17 protein-coding genes are annotated in these 17,553 nt (G+C 58.0%); 8 read left to right on the top strand and 9 right to left on the bottom strand.

Annotation, left to right across the window (positions count from 1 at the left end):
* Positions 1 to 123: 123 nt before the first annotated feature.
* From AC13C8_RS18300 to AC13C8_RS18335, 8 genes are read left to right on the top strand one after another with little or no spacing between them, the layout of a single operon-like run.
* Positions 124 to 1,272, top strand: a complete 1,149-nt coding sequence (locus AC13C8_RS18300; RefSeq protein ID WP_413900182.1) for a lytic transglycosylase domain-containing protein — start codon at positions 124 to 126, stop codon at positions 1,270 to 1,272.
* Positions 1,269 to 2,048 carry a type IV secretion system protein gene (locus AC13C8_RS18305; protein ID WP_348487740.1) on the top strand — a complete coding sequence of 260 codons (780 nt, stop codon included), beginning with the start codon at positions 1,269 to 1,271 and terminating at the stop codon, positions 2,046 to 2,048. The genes AC13C8_RS18300 and AC13C8_RS18305 overlap by 4 nt, the downstream gene beginning before the upstream one ends.
* Before the next feature lie 4 nt (positions 2,049 to 2,052).
* On the top strand, positions 2,053 to 2,703 hold the full coding sequence (locus AC13C8_RS18310) for a VirB8 family type IV secretion system protein (protein ID WP_215264000.1): 651 nt from the start codon (positions 2,053 to 2,055) through the stop codon (positions 2,701 to 2,703).
* Positions 2,704 to 2,706: 3 nt separating this feature from the next.
* Positions 2,707 to 3,402 (top strand): TrbG/VirB9 family P-type conjugative transfer protein, encoded by a 696-nt coding sequence (locus AC13C8_RS18315; protein ID WP_482848625.1) that lies wholly within the window; start codon positions 2,707 to 2,709, stop codon positions 3,400 to 3,402.
* Positions 3,395 to 4,711, top strand: a complete 1,317-nt coding sequence (locus AC13C8_RS18320) for a TraB/TrbI/VirB10 family type IV secretion system protein (protein ID WP_482848626.1) — start codon at positions 3,395 to 3,397, stop codon at positions 4,709 to 4,711. The genes AC13C8_RS18315 and AC13C8_RS18320 overlap by 8 nt, the downstream gene beginning before the upstream one ends.
* 2 nt (positions 4,712 to 4,713) lie before the next feature.
* Complete coding sequence (locus tag AC13C8_RS18325) at positions 4,714 to 5,709, top strand: ATPase, T2SS/T4P/T4SS family (protein ID WP_482848627.1); 996 nt, start codon at positions 4,714 to 4,716, stop codon at positions 5,707 to 5,709.
* Positions 5,702 to 5,878 carry a DUF4177 domain-containing protein gene (locus tag AC13C8_RS18330; protein ID WP_482848628.1) on the top strand — a complete coding sequence of 59 codons (177 nt, stop codon included), beginning with the start codon at positions 5,702 to 5,704 and terminating at the stop codon, positions 5,876 to 5,878. The genes AC13C8_RS18325 and AC13C8_RS18330 overlap by 8 nt, the downstream gene beginning before the upstream one ends.
* A gap of 20 nt (positions 5,879 to 5,898) precedes the next feature.
* On the top strand, positions 5,899 to 6,897 hold the full coding sequence (locus AC13C8_RS18335; RefSeq protein ID WP_482848629.1) for a TrbL/VirB6 family protein: 999 nt from the start codon (positions 5,899 to 5,901) through the stop codon (positions 6,895 to 6,897).
* A 109-nt stretch (positions 6,898 to 7,006) separates the two neighbouring features.
* Here AC13C8_RS18335 and AC13C8_RS18340 read toward each other — a convergent pair whose 3' ends face one another.
* From AC13C8_RS18340 to AC13C8_RS18380, 9 genes are all read right to left on the bottom strand, one after another.
* Positions 7,007 to 7,468, bottom strand: a complete 462-nt coding sequence (locus tag AC13C8_RS18340; RefSeq protein ID WP_482848630.1) for a hypothetical protein — start codon at positions 7,466 to 7,468, stop codon at positions 7,007 to 7,009.
* Positions 7,469 to 7,770: 302 nt separating this feature from the next.
* Complete coding sequence (locus AC13C8_RS18345) at positions 7,771 to 10,830, bottom strand: DEAD/DEAH box helicase (protein ID WP_482848631.1); 3,060 nt, start codon at positions 10,828 to 10,830, stop codon at positions 7,771 to 7,773.
* A gap of 46 nt (positions 10,831 to 10,876) precedes the next feature.
* Entirely contained in the window at positions 10,877 to 11,686 is an 810-nt protein-coding gene (locus AC13C8_RS18350; RefSeq protein WP_215264008.1) for a DUF1837 domain-containing protein, read from the bottom strand.
* Positions 11,687 to 11,970: 284 nt separating this feature from the next.
* The gene (locus AC13C8_RS18355; protein WP_482848632.1) at positions 11,971 to 13,863 is read right to left on the bottom strand and encodes a type IV secretory system conjugative DNA transfer family protein; all 1,893 of its coding nucleotides are present in this window, start codon (positions 13,861 to 13,863) and stop codon (positions 11,971 to 11,973) included.
* On the bottom strand, positions 13,856 to 15,670 hold the full coding sequence (locus AC13C8_RS18360) for a relaxase/mobilization nuclease domain-containing protein (protein WP_482848633.1): 1,815 nt from the start codon (positions 15,668 to 15,670) through the stop codon (positions 13,856 to 13,858). The genes AC13C8_RS18355 and AC13C8_RS18360 overlap by 8 nt, the downstream gene beginning before the upstream one ends.
* Positions 15,657 to 16,247 (bottom strand): hypothetical protein, encoded by a 591-nt coding sequence (locus AC13C8_RS18365; RefSeq protein ID WP_482848634.1) that lies wholly within the window; start codon positions 16,245 to 16,247, stop codon positions 15,657 to 15,659. The genes AC13C8_RS18360 and AC13C8_RS18365 overlap by 14 nt, the downstream gene beginning before the upstream one ends.
* 174 nt (positions 16,248 to 16,421) lie before the next feature.
* Positions 16,422 to 16,913, bottom strand: coding sequence for a hypothetical protein (locus AC13C8_RS18370; RefSeq protein WP_482848635.1), 492 nt, complete (start codon positions 16,911 to 16,913; stop codon positions 16,422 to 16,424).
* Entirely contained in the window at positions 16,910 to 17,113 is a 204-nt protein-coding gene (locus AC13C8_RS18375; protein WP_014880597.1) for a hypothetical protein, read from the bottom strand. The genes AC13C8_RS18370 and AC13C8_RS18375 overlap by 4 nt, the downstream gene beginning before the upstream one ends.
* The gene (locus tag AC13C8_RS18380) at positions 17,110 to 17,439 is read right to left on the bottom strand and encodes a zincin-like metallopeptidase domain-containing protein (protein WP_482848648.1); all 330 of its coding nucleotides are present in this window, start codon (positions 17,437 to 17,439) and stop codon (positions 17,110 to 17,112) included. Before AC13C8_RS18380 ends, AC13C8_RS18375 begins: the two co-directional genes overlap by 4 nt.
* Between the last annotated feature and the right edge of the window lie 114 nt (positions 17,440 to 17,553).

Genomic DNA, 17,553 nt, shown 5'->3' on the forward strand with positions numbered 1-17,553 from the left:
CCCTTTTGACCCTGACAGCCTGCGCGGAATACCGGCCGTCAGAGGCCGAATGCTTCAACTCCTTTGCCGAGGTCAGCCGCAGTAATTGCAACTTCGAGCTGCTCGGGCCGATTGGTGGTCTCGGTGAGTAAGCATCGCCTGCATATCTTTGCGGGTCTGTTCTGTTTCGCCGCGTCATTGGCCTTTGCCCAAGGCGTGCCCACATTTGATGCGGGCATGTTCTTGCAGCGCGAGCGCGTGCTGCAACAAGGCGAACAAGATCTGGCGCTGCAGCGGGATCGGCTGACCAAAGAGGAAGAGCTTGAAGAGCTCGAGCAAGAACAACTCCAAGCGCTGGATGATATCCTTGATGCCGCAACGCTTGCCAGCGGCAATTCAGGCGCGCTGGTCGCAAGCTTGGAAGCTGGTTCATCGCCAGAGAGCGCCGTTGAAACTCTTTATGGCCCGGTGGACCCGAATCCCGGTGCAGCCCAGATGTTCGGCGATGCCTCGGGATCGATTGAAGAGCTGATCATTCGCGCCGCTCAAGAAACGCACCACATGTCTGGCGTGCACGCGGCGGGCCTATCGCCCAAGCAGTGGCGCTGTCTGTTGCAGGCGTTGATCTGGCAAGAAAGCCGCTTCACCATCGGCGCGCGCTCACCTGTTGGTGCATTCGGCCTGACCCAGATCATGCCCGGTACGGCGCAGGATCTCGGGATTTACCCAGCCTATTATGAAAACCCCTACATCCAGGTCACCGGCGGCGCGCGCTATCTGGCGCAGATGCTGGCCATGTTTGATGGCAACATCATTCGCGGGCTAGCTGCCTACAATGCCGGTCCCGGCAACGTGCAGCGCTACCGCGGCGTGCCCCCTTTCGCTGAGACCCAGCACTACGTTCAGGTCATCCCCGAACGCTACAATCTCTACCTTGCCCGCGTCGGCGGCGTCGATGCGCTTGGCACGATTGATCCCGTCTTGCTTGCCAACTCCACGATGAGCCTGACCTCTTTTGGGGCGGGGGTCTATGGCGACTACTCATTGGTCTCGGTGCAAGCGGCCGCGCTGCGCGTGCAGGACATCATCACCCGCATCGGCGAAACCGACGACATTCACGCGGCCATGTCGCTCAACACCTACGCGCGGGCCGAACTCGCCCGCCTGATCGCAATCCGTACGCGCCTGAAGGCCGCCCATACCCGCCCGCTTAGCTCGGCCGAGCTGGCCATGGCGGCCGCACAGGCCCGCGAACAAGACTTCATGCAATTCGATCTGGAGGCATTCCGATGATCCGCTTTCTTTCTACCGTTGCCACTTGCGCGCTGTTGGTTGCGTCACCCGTATCTGCCCAAGGTGTTCCGACTGTCGACACACGCAACATCGCCCAGGAAATTCGCCAGCTGCAGCAAATGCTGGAGGATTTCGGGATCCAGACCGACCAACTCGACACGCTTCTCAAACAGCTCGACCTGGTGCAGCAGCAACTCGACACGCTCAATGAGACTTACGCCGCCTTGACCGGCGCGACGGATATCATCGAGATGGCTATGGGTGGTGATCTCGACGGCCTACTCGATCAGGAATTCGGCGATCTCCTTGGCACCATCCGGCAAATCCAAAGCGGCGATTTTCGCGGCCTGATCGGCAACGCGGCCCCTCAGATGGAAGGCCGCATGACGCAAGCCCTCGAGGACGCAGGTTTTGACCAAGATACCCTCTCTGACATGGCCAGCAGCGGCAATCCGGGGGCTGAGCGCATTGCCAGCCAGGCGGGCACCGGGGCGGTGATGTCGGCGGCGGCAGAGAACAGTTATGACGAGGCCGCGCAATCGCTGGAACGGGTCGAGCAGCTGGTTTCATTGATCCCCGACATGGAAACGCTCAAGGAAGCCGTCGATCACAACACCCGCGTCACGGCCGAGCTGGCCATCGCCATGACACGCATGTGGGAGCTCGAAGCCATTCAAACAGTCGGCGCGGGCCAATCCGGAGTGGTCGATGCCGCGACGCTGGCCGAAGAGCGCCGCTATATGGATTTCACCCTGCCAGACCTGCGCGCGGACTGACCCCATGAACAGCGAGGCAGAAATCATCGAAGAAGAGCTCGTCTACGGCGCACGACGACGCGAGCTCATGTGGCAGAAACTGGGGCTGACAGGCATGGGGTTTGGCATGGCAGGTTGCCTCGCCGCCGCCCTCGTGGCCCTGTTCGACGTGGACCCGCCGCCCATGATCGTGCCCTTTGATAGCGAAACCGGCATGGCCCTCCCCAATGCCATGGTTGAAGCGGTCTCACTCACGGAACGCCCCGCTATCATCGAGGCACAGGTCTACCGCTATGTGATTGATCGAGAGACCTACAATCAGCTCGACAATGATGTGCGCGTGCGGCGGGTCCTGGACCAGTCGGACGGCGCGGCCGCCGCAGGGCTGCGCGCGCTTTGGACCAGCGGCCACGAGGCCTATCCGCCCGACAGCTACGGCACAGATGCCCGGCTTGAGGTCGAGGTTCTGTCGATCACTCATATCAGCGCCAATCGTGCCCAGGTGCGCCTGCGCAAGCGGCTCAACTCACCGCGCGGCTCTCAAAACGGACTCTTCACCGCTACCCTGATGTTTGAATTTCGGCCCGAGAATAGCCGGTCGATCGACGATGTCTGGCAGAACCCCTTTGGCTTCACCGTCACCGAATACGCGATCCGCTCGGATCGTTTGGAGTAACCAATGCGCCGCCTGTTCTTGATCCTCGCCGTCCTCGTTCCGTCTGCTGGCATCGCCTATGCAGAAACACAGCCGCGCCAAGGCCCCTTTGATGCCCGCGTCCGGCTGGCCACCTATCAGGACGGGCAGGTCTACCGCATCAGAACCAGTCTGACCCACGTGACCAGCATTGAATTTGGCCAGGGCGAGACCATCCGCTCGATCATTGCTGGCGACACCGAAGGCTTCCTGTTGGACGGAGTGCCCGGTGGTCAGGCCTTTGCGATCAAGCCCGTTACACGCGGCGCGCACACCAATATCACCGTCTACACCAACCGGCGTAGCTACTATTTCAACGTGACCGAGGCGAGTTCGCCGACCTTCTACGTCATTCGCTTCACCTATCCCGAAGCGGCCCCTCGGCAATCGCGTATGGCTGCCACTGCGCCAGCAAACCACGCCTACGGCGTCAGCGCGCGATCCGAGATCACCCCGCGCGAGATTTGGGACGATGGCACCTTCACCTATTTCCGCTTTGCCGCGAATGCCCCATTGCCCGCGATCTTTCGATGGTCCGGTGGCAATGAGCGCAGCGTGAATGCGCTCGCGCGGCCAGATGGCGTGATCCGCGTGTCAGGTGTCAGCACTCGATGGGTTCTCAGGCTCGGCGATGACGAGATCTGCGTCCTAGAGATGAGCGAGGCAAATCCCGATGAGTGAAACAGCTGAGCTTAAGAAACGCCTCGAAGCACTTGAAGGAAAACCACAAAACCGAAAGGCGCGGCCATCTTTTGTCGCCATCACCCTAGGGATTGGGGCAATCGCGGCTCTTGGCGGTTTCTTGCTGTTGTTCTCTGGCGGCTCTGACCCCGACAGCCTGGAAACCGCCTCCCCAGATGAATTCCAAGCGGCCGGTCCGGGGTTTGGAGACCTTGAGCCAACTCCTGCACCGATAGACACATCGCTACCTCCAGCGGAGTCAGAACCAGAAAGCGAGACAGAAGAGCTGCGCGCGCAAATGGACGCTATGCGGTCCGAACTCGAAGCCCTGCGCAAAGCACCTGCGCCTGAAGCCCCAACCGTCGACCTCGAGGCATTGGATACCTTGGGCGCAGAGATCGACGCCCTGCGCAGCGAGGCAGCAGCAACGCAAGCCGCCTTGCGCGAAGAACTGGAAGAACGCGCACGGCAAATCCAGCGTCTGCAGAACGATCTGGAGCTTGCACGCCTGGAAGCCCCGCGCACGCCCGCACCAACCGGCCCCACGGCCGAGGAACTGCGCCTTCAGGAGCTGGAACGGCGGCGGCAAGCCGAACTTGACGAACTCCAAGCCCGCATCGCCAGCCCAATCATCGCCTTTGGCGGCTCGGGTAACGGCAACAATGAAACCGCCGCGCAGCAACGGCGGCTTGATGGCGACACAGACTTTGTCCGCAACGGCGCTGAACCCGCTGAGATGACCCAGGCCCAGGTGATCGTGAACCCGTCAAACACGGTTGTTCAGGGCACGATGATCCAGGCCGTGCTCGAGACAGCGATAGACAGCTCGCTTGCCGGTCAGGTCCGAGCAATGGTGTCTGAAGATGTCCACGCCTATGACGGCACGCGGGTCTTGATCCCACGCGGGGCGCGGTTGATCGGGCGGTATCAATCCGGCCTAGATATTGCGCAACAACGCGTGACCATCGCCTGGGACCGGATCATTCTGCCCAGTAACCAGACCGTCGAAATCAGCGCCTTCGGTGGTGATGAACTGGGGCGGTCCGGCACAACCGGTTTCGTCGACAGCCGCTTCGGCACACGGTTCGGGTCCGCTGCTCTGATATCACTGATCGGAGCCTTGCCCGCGGTGGCTGCCCAAAACACCGAAGATGAGATCACTTCTGATGTTCTGGAAGGCATTGGCCAAGACCTGCAAGACAGCGCTCAAAGCGTTATTGGCGAATATCTCTCCGTCTCGCCCGTGATCTATGTCGATCAAGGTGCCCGCGTCACCGTGATGGTCGACCGCGATCTGGAGATCTTCTGATCATGGCGGCCAGCTACCTGCAAAGCTCGATGGACAAGATCCCCGAAGCGCGCGACCCAAAGCTGATAGAGCTCTGCATCAACCCCGACGGCACGCTGTGGGCCGAGTTTCAGGGTGATCACTTCATGCGGTCCGTCAATCGACGGCTGTCACCGAACGAGATCAAAGATTTGGGCAATCAGATTGCTTCGGCCGCAAACACCACGCTCAGCCGGACCAAGCCCATCGTATCGGTCAGCATCACCTACCGCGACCGCCCAATCCGCGCGCAAGTCATCCAGCCTCCGGCCGTTGATGGTGGATACGCGATTTCCCTGCGGTTCTTCGCGGACCTTCCGTTAGAACAGATCAAGCTGTCTTACCTGTTCGGAAAAGAGCGCAGCAACGAGGGTGCTAGGCGCAAGCGCAATGCCGAGCTGCGCGATGTCGTGGCCACCGGCGATATCGACGCCGCGATCAAGTTCTGCATCACGCACAAGCTCAACATGATCGTGTCCGGCGGGACCTCGACCGGCAAGACCGTCACAGCGCGCAAGATCCTCTCCTTCGTGCCCGCCGACGAGCGTATCATCACGATCGAAGAGGCCGCGGAGCTGCGTCCGACGCAGCCCAATGTCGTCACGCTGATGTCTGACCGCGACGAAGCCACGCGCAGCGCTGACGTCCTGCTGACTTCCACCCTTCGCATGCGGCCGGACCGCATCGTCCTAGGCGAAGTACGCGGCAAAGAGGCGATGACCTTCCTTGAGGCCATCAACACCGGGCATGGCGGCTCTCTCACCACGCTCCACGCTGAAACCCCTCAGCTGGCGGTACAGCGCCTCGCCATCGCTGCCCTGAAGACCGACGTGCCTATGACCTACCAGGACATGAACGACTATATCACCCGCTCGATCGATGTGATCATCCAGGCCGGTCGCCATGAAGGCGCGCGCGGCATCACCGAATTCTACCTGCCGATTGATCCGGCCCATCCAAAGGAAACAGCCCATGTTTGAATACAAGATTGAACAGATTAACACCGCCAATACAAAGCCGCCAAAGATCGAAGCGCAGCTGACGGCTCTTGGCCAGGATGGCTGGGAACTGGTCTCAGTCGTGCCAGACTTCGACGGCGAGCATATCCTGAAGGCCTTCCTGAAACGTCGCACTGGTGACAGCACCTAAGCCCAACCGAGGAGGATCCCATGGGCGTTGTCACCTGGATGGTAGAGACAACCGACAACTTTCTGGACGACGCGGCCCAAACCACATTTGGCAACGTCGCCGGTCAGCTTGGCGGCGTCATTTCCATTGCCTCGACGCTGGCTGTGATCGGCGTGTTTCTCAACATGGTGTTTCAGTACAAATCCATGGATGGGCGAACCGCGTTCTGGTTCGCCCTCAAGCTCATGTTGATCTCCCTCTTTGCGATGAACTGGGTCCAATTCAACGCGGTGGCCAGCGCCCTCATCAACGGGCTCGACCAACTCGCGGGCGGCATGGTGGCAGGGCTCGGCGGTGGCGGTGCAGGTGCATCCTACTTTGCCGAGGCCTTCGACGATCTCATCGAAGAATTTGGCGACTACCTGAACGCGGCCGGTGACAACATGCATTGGATGGCCGGAGCCCTGATCGGCGCGATCGGCGCATTCCTATTGGGCGTCATCGGCGCGCTTTGTGGCCTGGTTCTGATCTTCGCCAAGATCATGCTGGCGTTCATGATCGGCATCGCCCCAATCATGATCGCGCTGTCTTTGTTCGACGTCAGCAAAGACTATTTCCACCGCTGGCTGTCCAGCACGGTGTCCTACGCGCTCTACCCCCTCGTGATCGCCGGGGTATTTTCGACGGTCGTCGGCATGTCACGTTCGCTGATGACCGAACTCGGAGATCCCTCCGGCGCAAGCAACATCGGCGCGCTGGTGCCCTTCTTTATGATGATGTTTCTCGCAGGCGGCATGATCATCGCCACCCCGCTGATTGTGCGCTCAATCTCCGGCAACTTCATGATGGCCGGACCGCCGAGCATACCTGGACCTAGCGGGTTCGCGAAGGGCTTGATTGGCACCAAGGGGTCACGGGCGCGGGCACGGTTTGGAACAAGGTCAAATGCGGAAATCGCCGGGGCTGGGATGCGCCAGGCTAGCTCTGCGACCGTTTCACTGGTTCAGAGGGTCGCTGAACGGGCCAAGCGCTTAGAGTGAAGTCGGCCGTTTCCACCATTCATAGCATGAGCAGGCTCTGCATTGCAGATTTGCCAAAAGCTGTCTTTGGCTGGGGGTGCATTCACCCCCAGCCAAAGGTTGGTCTAGCTTAAGCTTCCGCGTTTCGATCTGCTTGCACGGCGAGATCGATTACGTGATGGACCAAAAACGCCTCGATCAAAGACAGGGCGTATTCACTATCAATTGGAAGCATATCAGCGCTTAAATGGTGATGATCGATGTACTCTACCGCATCCCAGAGCCGCCGCGTTTCCACTGGGTTATCGGGCTCAATCCGACTTATCACCATTTCAAATGTGCTGTTGGCCAGCTCTATCGCTTCTCTACGGTAGCCGTCATCGACTGGCAGCGAAGTGATCTGATAGCCTGTCCGAGGTCGCGCATTCGGCTTTGGCTTCTGCGCTTCATAGTCGCGGCTTAAGAGCCCCCAGCTCGCATAGCCTTCTTCGTTGGCGATACGCGCATACGCTTGATTGAGTGGGATATCCTCAGAGCGGCGCAACAGCTTTGCCTTGCGTTTAAGTTCATTGATCGGTGCAGATAGGTTCATTTGAGTTTCTCCTATTGCGAGCAAAAATACACAATCCCTCCTTATGTGCGCGCTCGAACAGAAAAAGCTCTATTTCAAACCCTGCATGCTGAATACTTTCCCGTCGGAGGGGGGAGGCTGGGGCGGCAGCTCAAGCCAGAAATACGTTGTCACAAGATGGGTTTCAAGTGCTATCGCCCCTTAACGACCTCCATTTTTCAAGCGCAAAAGCCCGTACGAAGCCCTTCCGCGTCATTCGAGGGGGGAGCAGCATTTCAACTGCCGCAAGTACGAAACCAGCGGTTCTGCTTGACGTGCCCAACTCAACGCCGCAGTTCTTCCACAACACTTTGGAAATATGCTGGGAAAGCGTCGAGAACCGCATTCAGCTCGTCTTGCTGAGCGCTGCAAACACGCCGGACACCATGGCGATCGTTAATGCCGCCAAATGAGGTTGCCAGTGCCTGAGCAACCACGCGATCCTTGAAACCAGCTTCATAAAAGGCGAGCGCTGTTGTGTTGCTCAGTCCATTCTTTATCTGCCGCTGAAGCAACAACAGCTGTTCGTGGAGGGCTGGATCTCGAGGTTCAACGAGGTCGGCAATCGATGCCACGACCATTGCGAGATCGAACCCAAAACCGCCTTCGCAGATGGCTACTACATGGTTTGCTGTAATATGCCGATTGCTAGTCCGAACATTGGCAGCACGCAGCGCCTGCCCAATAGTGTCAAATGACTCACCAGCCATCCATGCCTTCAATGTGGGCAGGATTTGGTTTTGGTCAGTGAGCTTGGTCAGGGCTTTGGAGGTGACGTATTGACGGACCTCCGCAAAGACTGCATCGACAAGTTCACCACGTTCTGCCGCATCCACAAGCGTTTGAATGTTAGCGTTTGTCCAATCACGTAGAGCAAAAATGTCTGCAGGTGGAAGTGGAGATTTTCTGATCAAAGCGCGTAGCGCATCGTCACCAGCTTCCCTGATAGCTCTCCCAGTCATGTGGAAAACTTCGAGAAGGTTTTCGCGCGTGGCTTCGTCAGCCAAGTGCCATGCCAAAGTGTTGCGGGTTAGTTCGTCGATCCGTTCGCCTGCTTGGTCGCTCGAAAAATCCACGTAAGCCGCTAGATAGGCGGCGATGCGCTGAATGGCGCGTGCGCGATCGGCGACGAAAGTTTTGAATCTATCAATGTCGACCCAATCAAATCTCCGTTTGATCGAGGTTACTGCAGCGTCGATGTCGGCATGCGTTGCAAAGGCAAGGTCCAGCCAACCCACTTGAAAAGTGAGCTGGAGCCTGGCGGTCTGTTCATAATCATCGAACAAGTTCAGGATGCTGCTGCGCGATGGCTCGGCACGTGTTGAATCCAGGAGATTCTTGGTGGAATTCCAACGCCAGCGCCCATCGATATTGCCCCGCTGATCGTAAATAGATGGTGCCGAAAAAATTACACTACCCTCGGTGTGCATTCCGGCCCGTCCGGCTCTGCCCATAAGGTTGTGGAAGTCGCGCACCTTTATCTTTTCTTTGCCCTGCTGGGTTGCCGAGACGATAAGGTACCGAATTGGGAAATTGACACCTTGCGCCAGCGTCGAGGTGCAAATGACAAATTTTGCGTGCCCTTCCTTCATGGCATGTTCGACTGAGAGACGCAGTCCCTGCGGAGTGTTACCGTGATGAGCAAGAATCCCCAATTCTGACGCTTGGGTCACATCTTGGTCCGCGCCGAGGTTTAGTTTTGCGAGGTGCGAGAGACGCGCGATCTCGGCCGCGTCGGAAACATCAAGCGGGCGCGATAGTGCGACTCGGCGATCAAATATATCCGCTGCCCGTCCACAAAGTGAAATGACGGATTCCTTGGTTCCGCAAAACAGTGCCACACTGCCGCGCTCGACCAAGTGCAGCCCCAAATACAATCCGACTTCCGCACTCTCGCCAGTACCGCCCCGTTTCGGGAAAACGCGTGCTACGCGCTCACGAGGCTTTAGGGCAAGATTGGTCTGTGTCACGACGCGAGGGACAAAAAACTCTTGCTGTTCAGGATCGTCTGGACTCACGTATTGCAAAAGCCCGCGCTCGAATTGCCAACTTGCAAAGGCGATGCTTTTGGTGGTCGGTAGTAGACCCTCACCGCTGATCACCGCATTGGCGTCGTCGACAAGCCATTCGGCTATAACCGGTGCATTGCCAATGACGGCGGAGATCAGGACCACCTGCGCCTCCCGTTGCAAAGTCATCCGCAACGATGAAAGCAGCAGCTCGTAGGTCGGACCGCGTGCGAAGCCTTCGAACTGGTGGCCCTCATCATAGATGACGAGGCCGATTCTCTCCGCAAGTTCAGGCGCACGCCTTAGCATGTAGAGCATCTTTTCTGGTGTCACGATCATAACCGATCGCTGCGCAAGAACTCCTGCGAGATCAACATCGAGTAAAAATGAGTCTGAGACTTCGTCGATAGCGACGTCCTCTCCCACAAACGCCCCCACCATATCGGAACGAATATCGTTACATAGCGAACGAAACGGGGCGACTATCACAGCCAAGTTCGAGCGCCCCGATAAAAAAACCGACCTGATGATCAACTCGGTCGCGCGCGTTTTGCCCGCACTTGTCGGCATCTGCACGACGCCAGAGTTTCCTTCTAGTAGGCCAGCCTCCGCAATCCTTCTCTGAGCTGGCCATAGCTCTTTGGGGAAGCGCGGCTTACGTAAAGCTTGGGCCCACAAATCATGCGGCAAGCCCGATGATGGTGGCAGAATCGTGCGAGCTGCATTCTCTAGCTTGCGAGCACAGAGTGCCGTTACGATATCCGCGTAAACGACTTCACGGGCCGATCCGTTGTCATAAACACTTACCCGCAATTCAGCACACAAAGAGCGAATTTCCTCTTGGGCGTCTATTTCAAGGCTGAAGTGCCGAGTCAAAGCGGTAAGCAGACGATTGCCGAATTCGGCATGTTTAGCTTCCCCCTCGACGGGACCGACGTCACCCCGAAGGATATGCCAGGCCACCCGTGAAAGGCCATGCCCTAGTTCTAAAGAGGGTGCTTCGGACCTTTGGGCGACAACCACCGCACTTCCAACACTGTCTGCTAGGTAATAGGATGCCCCACAGAGCGTCGAGAACTCGGTTGTGAGTTCGGCATTCAGCTGCGACTCTAAATACGCGTCAAAGAACGAGGCCGAGAACCGGATCATCTGCGCAATCGAACCATCATCCTCTTCCCAAGCGGAGGGGATGACAGGACCTTCTGACCGATCGACAAATCGATCGGCGATAGCGCCTGCTGCGTCATGCAGAATACCAACAGCCAATGGGAAGAGGGTCTCTGGCGCTCGCCTGAACGGGACATGATCCTCTTCGGCTGCACGAAACTCATACATTTTCGCGCGCGCTTGAACGGCGGCAAGGATTAGTCGCGATTCCCGCTCAGGCCTCATTTGCAGCCCTCGTATAAAGTGCGTGTACGAGGTCCATCATCGATGTTCCTCGAATGACAATAAGCCGGAGATTGTCCCCGTTCGGGTGTTCCGATGCGTCTGACTCGTCAAGCGCCATATCGTTGAATATCTCATTGTCAAGCACAGCAACTGCGGCATTGGTTCGCTTGAACGGCTTGTCAGCCTGGTTCTGAAAACGCCCAACCTTCAAGGCATCATAGCGGTTAATCTTGAGTAGTCTCTGTTTGATGGCGCTCAATGACATCGCTTCACGGACAAGGTCCTTGCTGGAATCATTGATCGCCTGTTGTAGGCGATTGATTGCCGTTGGCCGAAATCCGGCTTTCGACTCAATAACCAGCAATTCGTCGTCGGGACTTGGCTCGTCTTCCATAAAGCTGAACCCGATCACATCTGTGCCGTTGGAAGGCACGTTACGGTTTTCGCGATCCTCAAATCGACCTTGCCGAGGGCACCAGTACCCCAGGACGTATTCGACAAAATCCGCCACCAGGATTTCACCGAAGTCACCCGCGCGCGTACTGGGTCCAGGGGCCGCTGCCGTGTCTGGAAACTTAATGCAGGTCAGAAAGTCGGCGTTCGATAGTCCCGTATCCGCGACCAGATCAGGCAGATCTTCATCGCGGCAGTAGTGGTTTCGGTAGTGGGTGGCCCAATTCGAGAGGATCGATGGGTTATCGGCGTGCTGTAAAACCCAGATTTCAACTTCGCGGCCGTCTACCGTCGCAACAGTTTCGCCGGTATTATGTAGCCATGCGATATGATCAGGTACTGTCAAATTTATTGATTCTTTCTCTAAATCTCTTGGTCCGCCTCAGAGTCTTGAATTCACATCGAGAAAACAACCCAAAATAGAGCAAGCTTTTTGCATTATGAAGGTGGTAGCTTGCCCAGAGCAAGTTCCGGACTCTCCCTTTCGTACTGCTGTAAGCGGCCGGAACGTAGCCAAATTGTTGACCGACTCCGTTAACCGCAATGCCCACTTTCGTGGTTTGAACTTGCTAGCACGGTTTTCAGTTGCCGTTCAGCACGGCAGCACGATGGTTCCCCGCAATGCGTCATTCATCTTTCAGCCGCCTCTTCCATAAATCTTTCCACACGTTCAGTGCCTTCCCGATACTCTCCCAAACCGGGCTGATCGCCGGGCGTCACCCCCCGCTCTGCGCTAGCCAAATCATCGATCTCTTCTCGGCGCTTTCCTCCGCCTTTAGAGCCGTCGTCTGAAACCACTCCAGGCATCTCAAGCGACCCAATCTTCGCCTCTAGAGCCTTGATCTGCCCTTGCAGGCCGCGCATCTGGTCCCCCGCTGAGGGATATGGCTGATCGCCGGTCTGCTTGTCGAATATCTGTTTAAAGAAGCGATCCTCATAGTATTTGATCCGCTTGGCGCGGACAGGCATTTGCGCGTCGACGACCAAGACGATGTCATCCAGATCCATGCGCCGCGCCTCATCCTCAGGTAACAAAGCCGTTTCTTCCGTCCGCTCAGACATGCTGCGCCCGGCGAATGGGTTGCGGCCGACCGAGCGCGAGCGGGTCACGACTCGCTTGGTGGTCTTGCCGACGGCTTTGCTGAGCTCTTCGATGGTCTTTTCATCTGAGGGGGTCAGATAGAGCTTGATACCCGCGTTGCCCTGCAAAGCGCGGCGGGCATTTTCGCCATAGATTTCATCTAGTGCTGGGATCGTCTGTGTGACGATCGCGAGATTGGCCCGGTAAGATCGCAAGGTTTCAATGCTGTCGAGCACGATCGGCATTTTGCCCAAGCGGTTGAACTCATCGAGCATGATCATCACCGGCCAGGGCTCGTCCTTACCAGGTTCACGGTCTTGCAACGATGCGAGTAAGTCCGAAAAGAACAGGCGGATCAGTGGCGCGAGCGGTTTCACCATCAGCGGTTCAACCACGAGGTAAACCGAATACGGCGTCTTTCGGATGTCGCGGAAATCGAAGTCTGAGGTCGCGGTTGCTCGGTCGATGGCGGGATTGGACCACTGTTTGAGGCCGGACGTCATCAAGAGCGACAGGTAGGACGTAAGCGTATCGTTGTTGGTCGAGGCCATGCGCATGAAGATCAGCTTGGCGGCTGGATTGACCACTTCATCGGCGCGGCGGCGATACTCCTTCTGCTTGTCCCCGCCAGATGCGGTGATGCGGTAGATCTCGCCCAGAGTCGGCCGCTTTCGCTCGAACGCCAAAAGCCCTGCCGCCACGAATAGGTCGATACCGCCATCGAGGAGCCCTTGGACGCGGTCGTTATCTGCTTGCAGAAACAGCGAAGCCAGGAGTTGCAGCTCCATCTGCTGGCGGTCGACGTTTTCCAGCACCGAGATCCGCAGCAAAGGATTGTAGCGGTGCGAGCGGCCGTCCTTCCAATCTGTGGGCGCGAAACGGAACACCTTATCGCCCTGCGCAGCCCTGTGCCGCGCCGTCGCCTCGAAGTTCTCGCCCTTCACGTCCAGAACCACCGCACTGCCCTGGTAGGTCAGAAGGTTCGGGATGACGAAACCCGTGGTCTTACCGCGCCCGGTCGGGGCCACGATCAAGGCATGGGGAAAAACCTTGGACATAACAAACGGCTTCCGACTCTTCGGCCTGCCCATTTTGCCAAGAACAAACCCATGGCCAGGCTTGCCGAAAAAGCCGTTCCGCTTCATCTCGGACATGTGTTGCCAGTGGGTTTCACCGAACTTGGTCAGCGCGTCGTTCATCAACACAGCACTGAGCAAGACACCGGCACCGGTGCTGATTCCGACAATCAAGTGCACGATCTGCATATCGCTCGGATGGGTCGTACGAAGCCCTCCATACCCACGCGCCAGCATCAGAAAATCGATTTCCGCCCCGACCCCGAACCAGCGGAACGTCAGAAAGGCCGACGCCAGGACATAGCCCAATGCCGCGCCGAGAAGAGCAAAGCTCATGACGCCAAGTGCGATCCGCGCCTTACCCATGCGTCACTCCCTTTTCGCCGTCGGTATCGACGTGCCGCTCGCGTTGGAGGTCTAGTTCTTCGTTGGCGATTTCGTCGAGGACATGCTCCATCGCCACACTGTTGGCCAGTGCGGCGTCGCTTTGGAGATAGGCCTTGGCCGCATAGAGCCGGTCCAGGCGGTCTTCGATATGTTCCTCCAGCGTGGTCTCATCGCCGATTGCCAAGTCGGGAGTATGCTCCTCGCCGACCAGTTCCTCCAGCTCGGCACGTAATGTCTCGCGCTCCAGATCGCTGCGGAATGGATCTGCGGTTGGGTCGTCCCACATTCGGCTCTGGATATCAGCGGTGGTCGGCGGCAACCTGTCGACTATGGCTTCCTGCCGGTCGACTTCCACCGCCCCACTGTCTTTGAGAACCTCACCATCTGCCAACAAACGGCCCAGATCACTGTGCACCTGGTCGAGACGGTCGATCGCTTTTTCGAGCTCATCGGCGCGCGACAGGTCAAAGCCTTCCTTGTCGGCAATCGCCTTCAAATCTTGACCAAGCCATTGCCGCTCCAGCGCGGCATTGCCTGCACCGATTTCGACGCGACGCGTCACATCCTGCGCATCAATGCCGGTGCCTTTCAAAGCCTGCTCAAGACGTTCGGCAAGCGCTGGATCCTGTAAGGCACCTTGGACCTCGGCCTGAATGTTCGCGGCCGAATAGATCCCGCTTTTGGACGCATCTTCGAGCAAGGTGTGGGACTGCGTTCCCATTGGGCTCAGATGCGACAGTGAACGATAGATGTCGTTCAGCTCGTGCTCCAGCGCCGCACGCCGCTCCACCGGGGCGTCAGCTACAATGCGTTCAGCTTGGTTGATCTTGTCGTGAAAGGCATCCACGACCTCATCAAACGAATGTTGTTCTTCGACCATGCCATATACCTTTCCATCTGCTTCAATCGGTTTGCCCTGCGCCAAAAGCGTCGCGGCTTTGTCCAACGCTGCTGCAATGTCATGCTGGTTCTCACGCGAGGCCTCGGCAGCCAGTCCGCGATAGAGCCGCGCGTTCTGGGCGACTTCGGCCAGCGCGCGGTCAAGCTCTGGTCCCACGCGCTCGCGCTCGCGCTCGATCAGCTTCTGCCCTGTGGCTTCCGCGCGACGTTGCTCTACATCGCTGATGCTCTTCGTCGTGACCCCACGCTCAAGCTTTCGGGTCGCCTCAAGGCGCAGCCCATAGCGGTCGGACACCTCCACCATCGCCTCGCGAAAACTGTCGTAGTTGAAGTGGTGCCCTTCCTTTAGGAAGAAGAATTCACCGTCTTTGCTGCGCCGGTTCAGGACTATATGGGCATGCGGGTGATCCCGATCCTCATGCACGGCCGCGATGTAGTCGAAGTGGCTGCCTTCGCCCTGAAAGAACCTCTCGCAAATCTCGCGCGTAATGTCGGCGACATCCTCGCCGCGCGTGCCAATCGGGAAAGCCATCAAGAGATGCGAGGTATGCCCCAGCTTGGGATGAAACCCCTCATTCCACTGCGCAGAAAACCGGCGCGTGACCTGTTCGATCTCTTTTGCTGACAGGACGCTTTGGCCGTCATAGGTGCCACGGCTGTCGATGATAAAACTCGACTTGGTGGTCAGGTATTCCAGCTGGTTACGCAGCTGAGTTTTGTTGTGCGTGCCGCCGTCGCGAATGGCTTTGAAGATCGCGGGTGAATGGCCCATGGCCGCGCGGGCCATTTGCTTGGCACGGGCGCGCGGGACGCTGCCGCGAATGCGGCTCCAGTCGCGATCGAAGAAGGCCTCTTGCGCGGCGGCAACGGCGCTATTCCGGGCCATCGGCAAAGCCTCCCAGAACGCGGGCAACCTCGCCAGACAGCGCACTTCGGCGTCGCTGCGCCATGTCTTGAACCTGGTCCGCGATGTCGAAGATCAACCCGGCTAGGGCGCGGACTTGGCCATGAGCAGAATTGCCATAGGGCGGCGTTTTACCCTGGCGCTTTGCCTCGTTCAGGCGCTGCGCGATCTGGTTGATATTGTTGCCGGTGCGATTGAGCGAGGCCGATAGCCCCTGCATCTGATTGGCCAGTTCGTCGTCAGGAACGAAGAGGTCGTTTGAGGCATGGATCAGCCGACGCAGCCCTTCGGCGCGGTTGGCAATATCATGCCGCGTCAGCACCGTATCGAAGCCCGCAAGCTCCTTAGGCGTTAGCCGGACATTCACCAGTTCTGAACGCACGCGCGCATCAAGCTTGCGGCTTTGATCGCCCTTCAACGTGTAGAAGATGGTGCGGGTAGTGACGCCGAATTCGCGGGCCAGATCCTCGATCGGCACCCCCTCAGCACGCTTGCGAACGATGGCAAAACGCTGGTTCTGCGTCAGTCGCTTGTGCCGTGGCGCGCGCGGTCGGCCCATGTGAAGTAATCACCCCTATTTCTTGCCAGCATCATACAGGCAGCCCTGTTATGGCACTTCGCCATAATTGAATCAATATTATAATATTGCATCAACTTCCTGTATTCCGTTTGGAGCAGCCATCGGCTGCGACCGTCGGGCAAAGCCCGGCCCCATGCGCAAGGCATGGCACCACTAATCGTGGTTCCACGCCTCAGCATCGCCAAGCAATTGCAGCGCTATTTCGCGGGCTGCGCCTTCGGCGCTGGTATAGGTTTGATGATCGGGCAGCTCGTGCAAATCAAAGGGCTGTTGCGGGTCGTCCGGGGTCTCCACTCGGACATAAATCGCCCAGCCATCGATCAGTGCCAGATCATCGCAATACTCCTGCCCGCCATCGGGCAGATTACAGAACCCATGCAGATGCACGCTGGCGCGGCCCTCTCGGGCCGCTTGCCTGATGTCAGAATACTTCATGGCAAACCTCGGCGCTTCACCGATGAAAAATTCGTCAGGATTGCCGCTCAAGCGGGTGCCATCCCGACTGGTCAAACCAATAGCTGACCCATTCCACGTGAAGGTGATGAGGTACTGCCCGAGGCCATCACGCGCCACCACATACCCGCTGTTGACCCAGTGAACGCGGTTGCCCGCGTCCACTGCTGTTTTGATCTCTTCCAAGGTCATCGCAACGCCTCCTCAAGGATTGCGAGAGCCCCAAGACAATCGTCGATATAGGGCTGCTCCTCGCCGTCCAGATCGTTCAGCTCCAGCCGATTCAACACCGCGTAGAGCGTGGCGCGCGCCTCGCGGGCAGCGCTTCGCAGGCTGACCGTGTCTTCCAGTCGCGCGGTCGCGAAATCATCGCTGTGATAGTCGGGAGTCATGCTGCCACCTCCTTGCTTTGACCTGCTGCTTGCAAAGCAAAGTCGGCAGCTTTCTGCGCTTCAGATGCCGCACAAAAAATCGCCCGCTTGTCCTCTTTGAGCGCTTTCAACCACCCTTCAACATAGGCGGCGCTTTGATCGAATAACGGCGCGACGCCAATCTGGGCACCAAGAAAACAGGCTCCGATTTCCGCCACCAGCTCTTCGAAGGCATAGGCTTCGCGGTTCGCAAACTTCTTTATCCGCTCCAGCCGCTTTTCGCTTCCGGTCCAATGGGCCTTATGCCGATGTCGGCATAACGCCCATAATGCCGATGTTCGGATTATGCCGCGCCGATCCTCACACCCTTAAGTGCTGCGAGAAGACCGGCGCGGTGTGTCGGCATAATTCAGAGCGCTTCGAGGAATGCCAGCAGCTCGTCACCCGGTCGATATCGTCCA

The sequence above is a fragment of the Aliiroseovarius sp. B-4 genome (genome assembly GCF_056857795.1).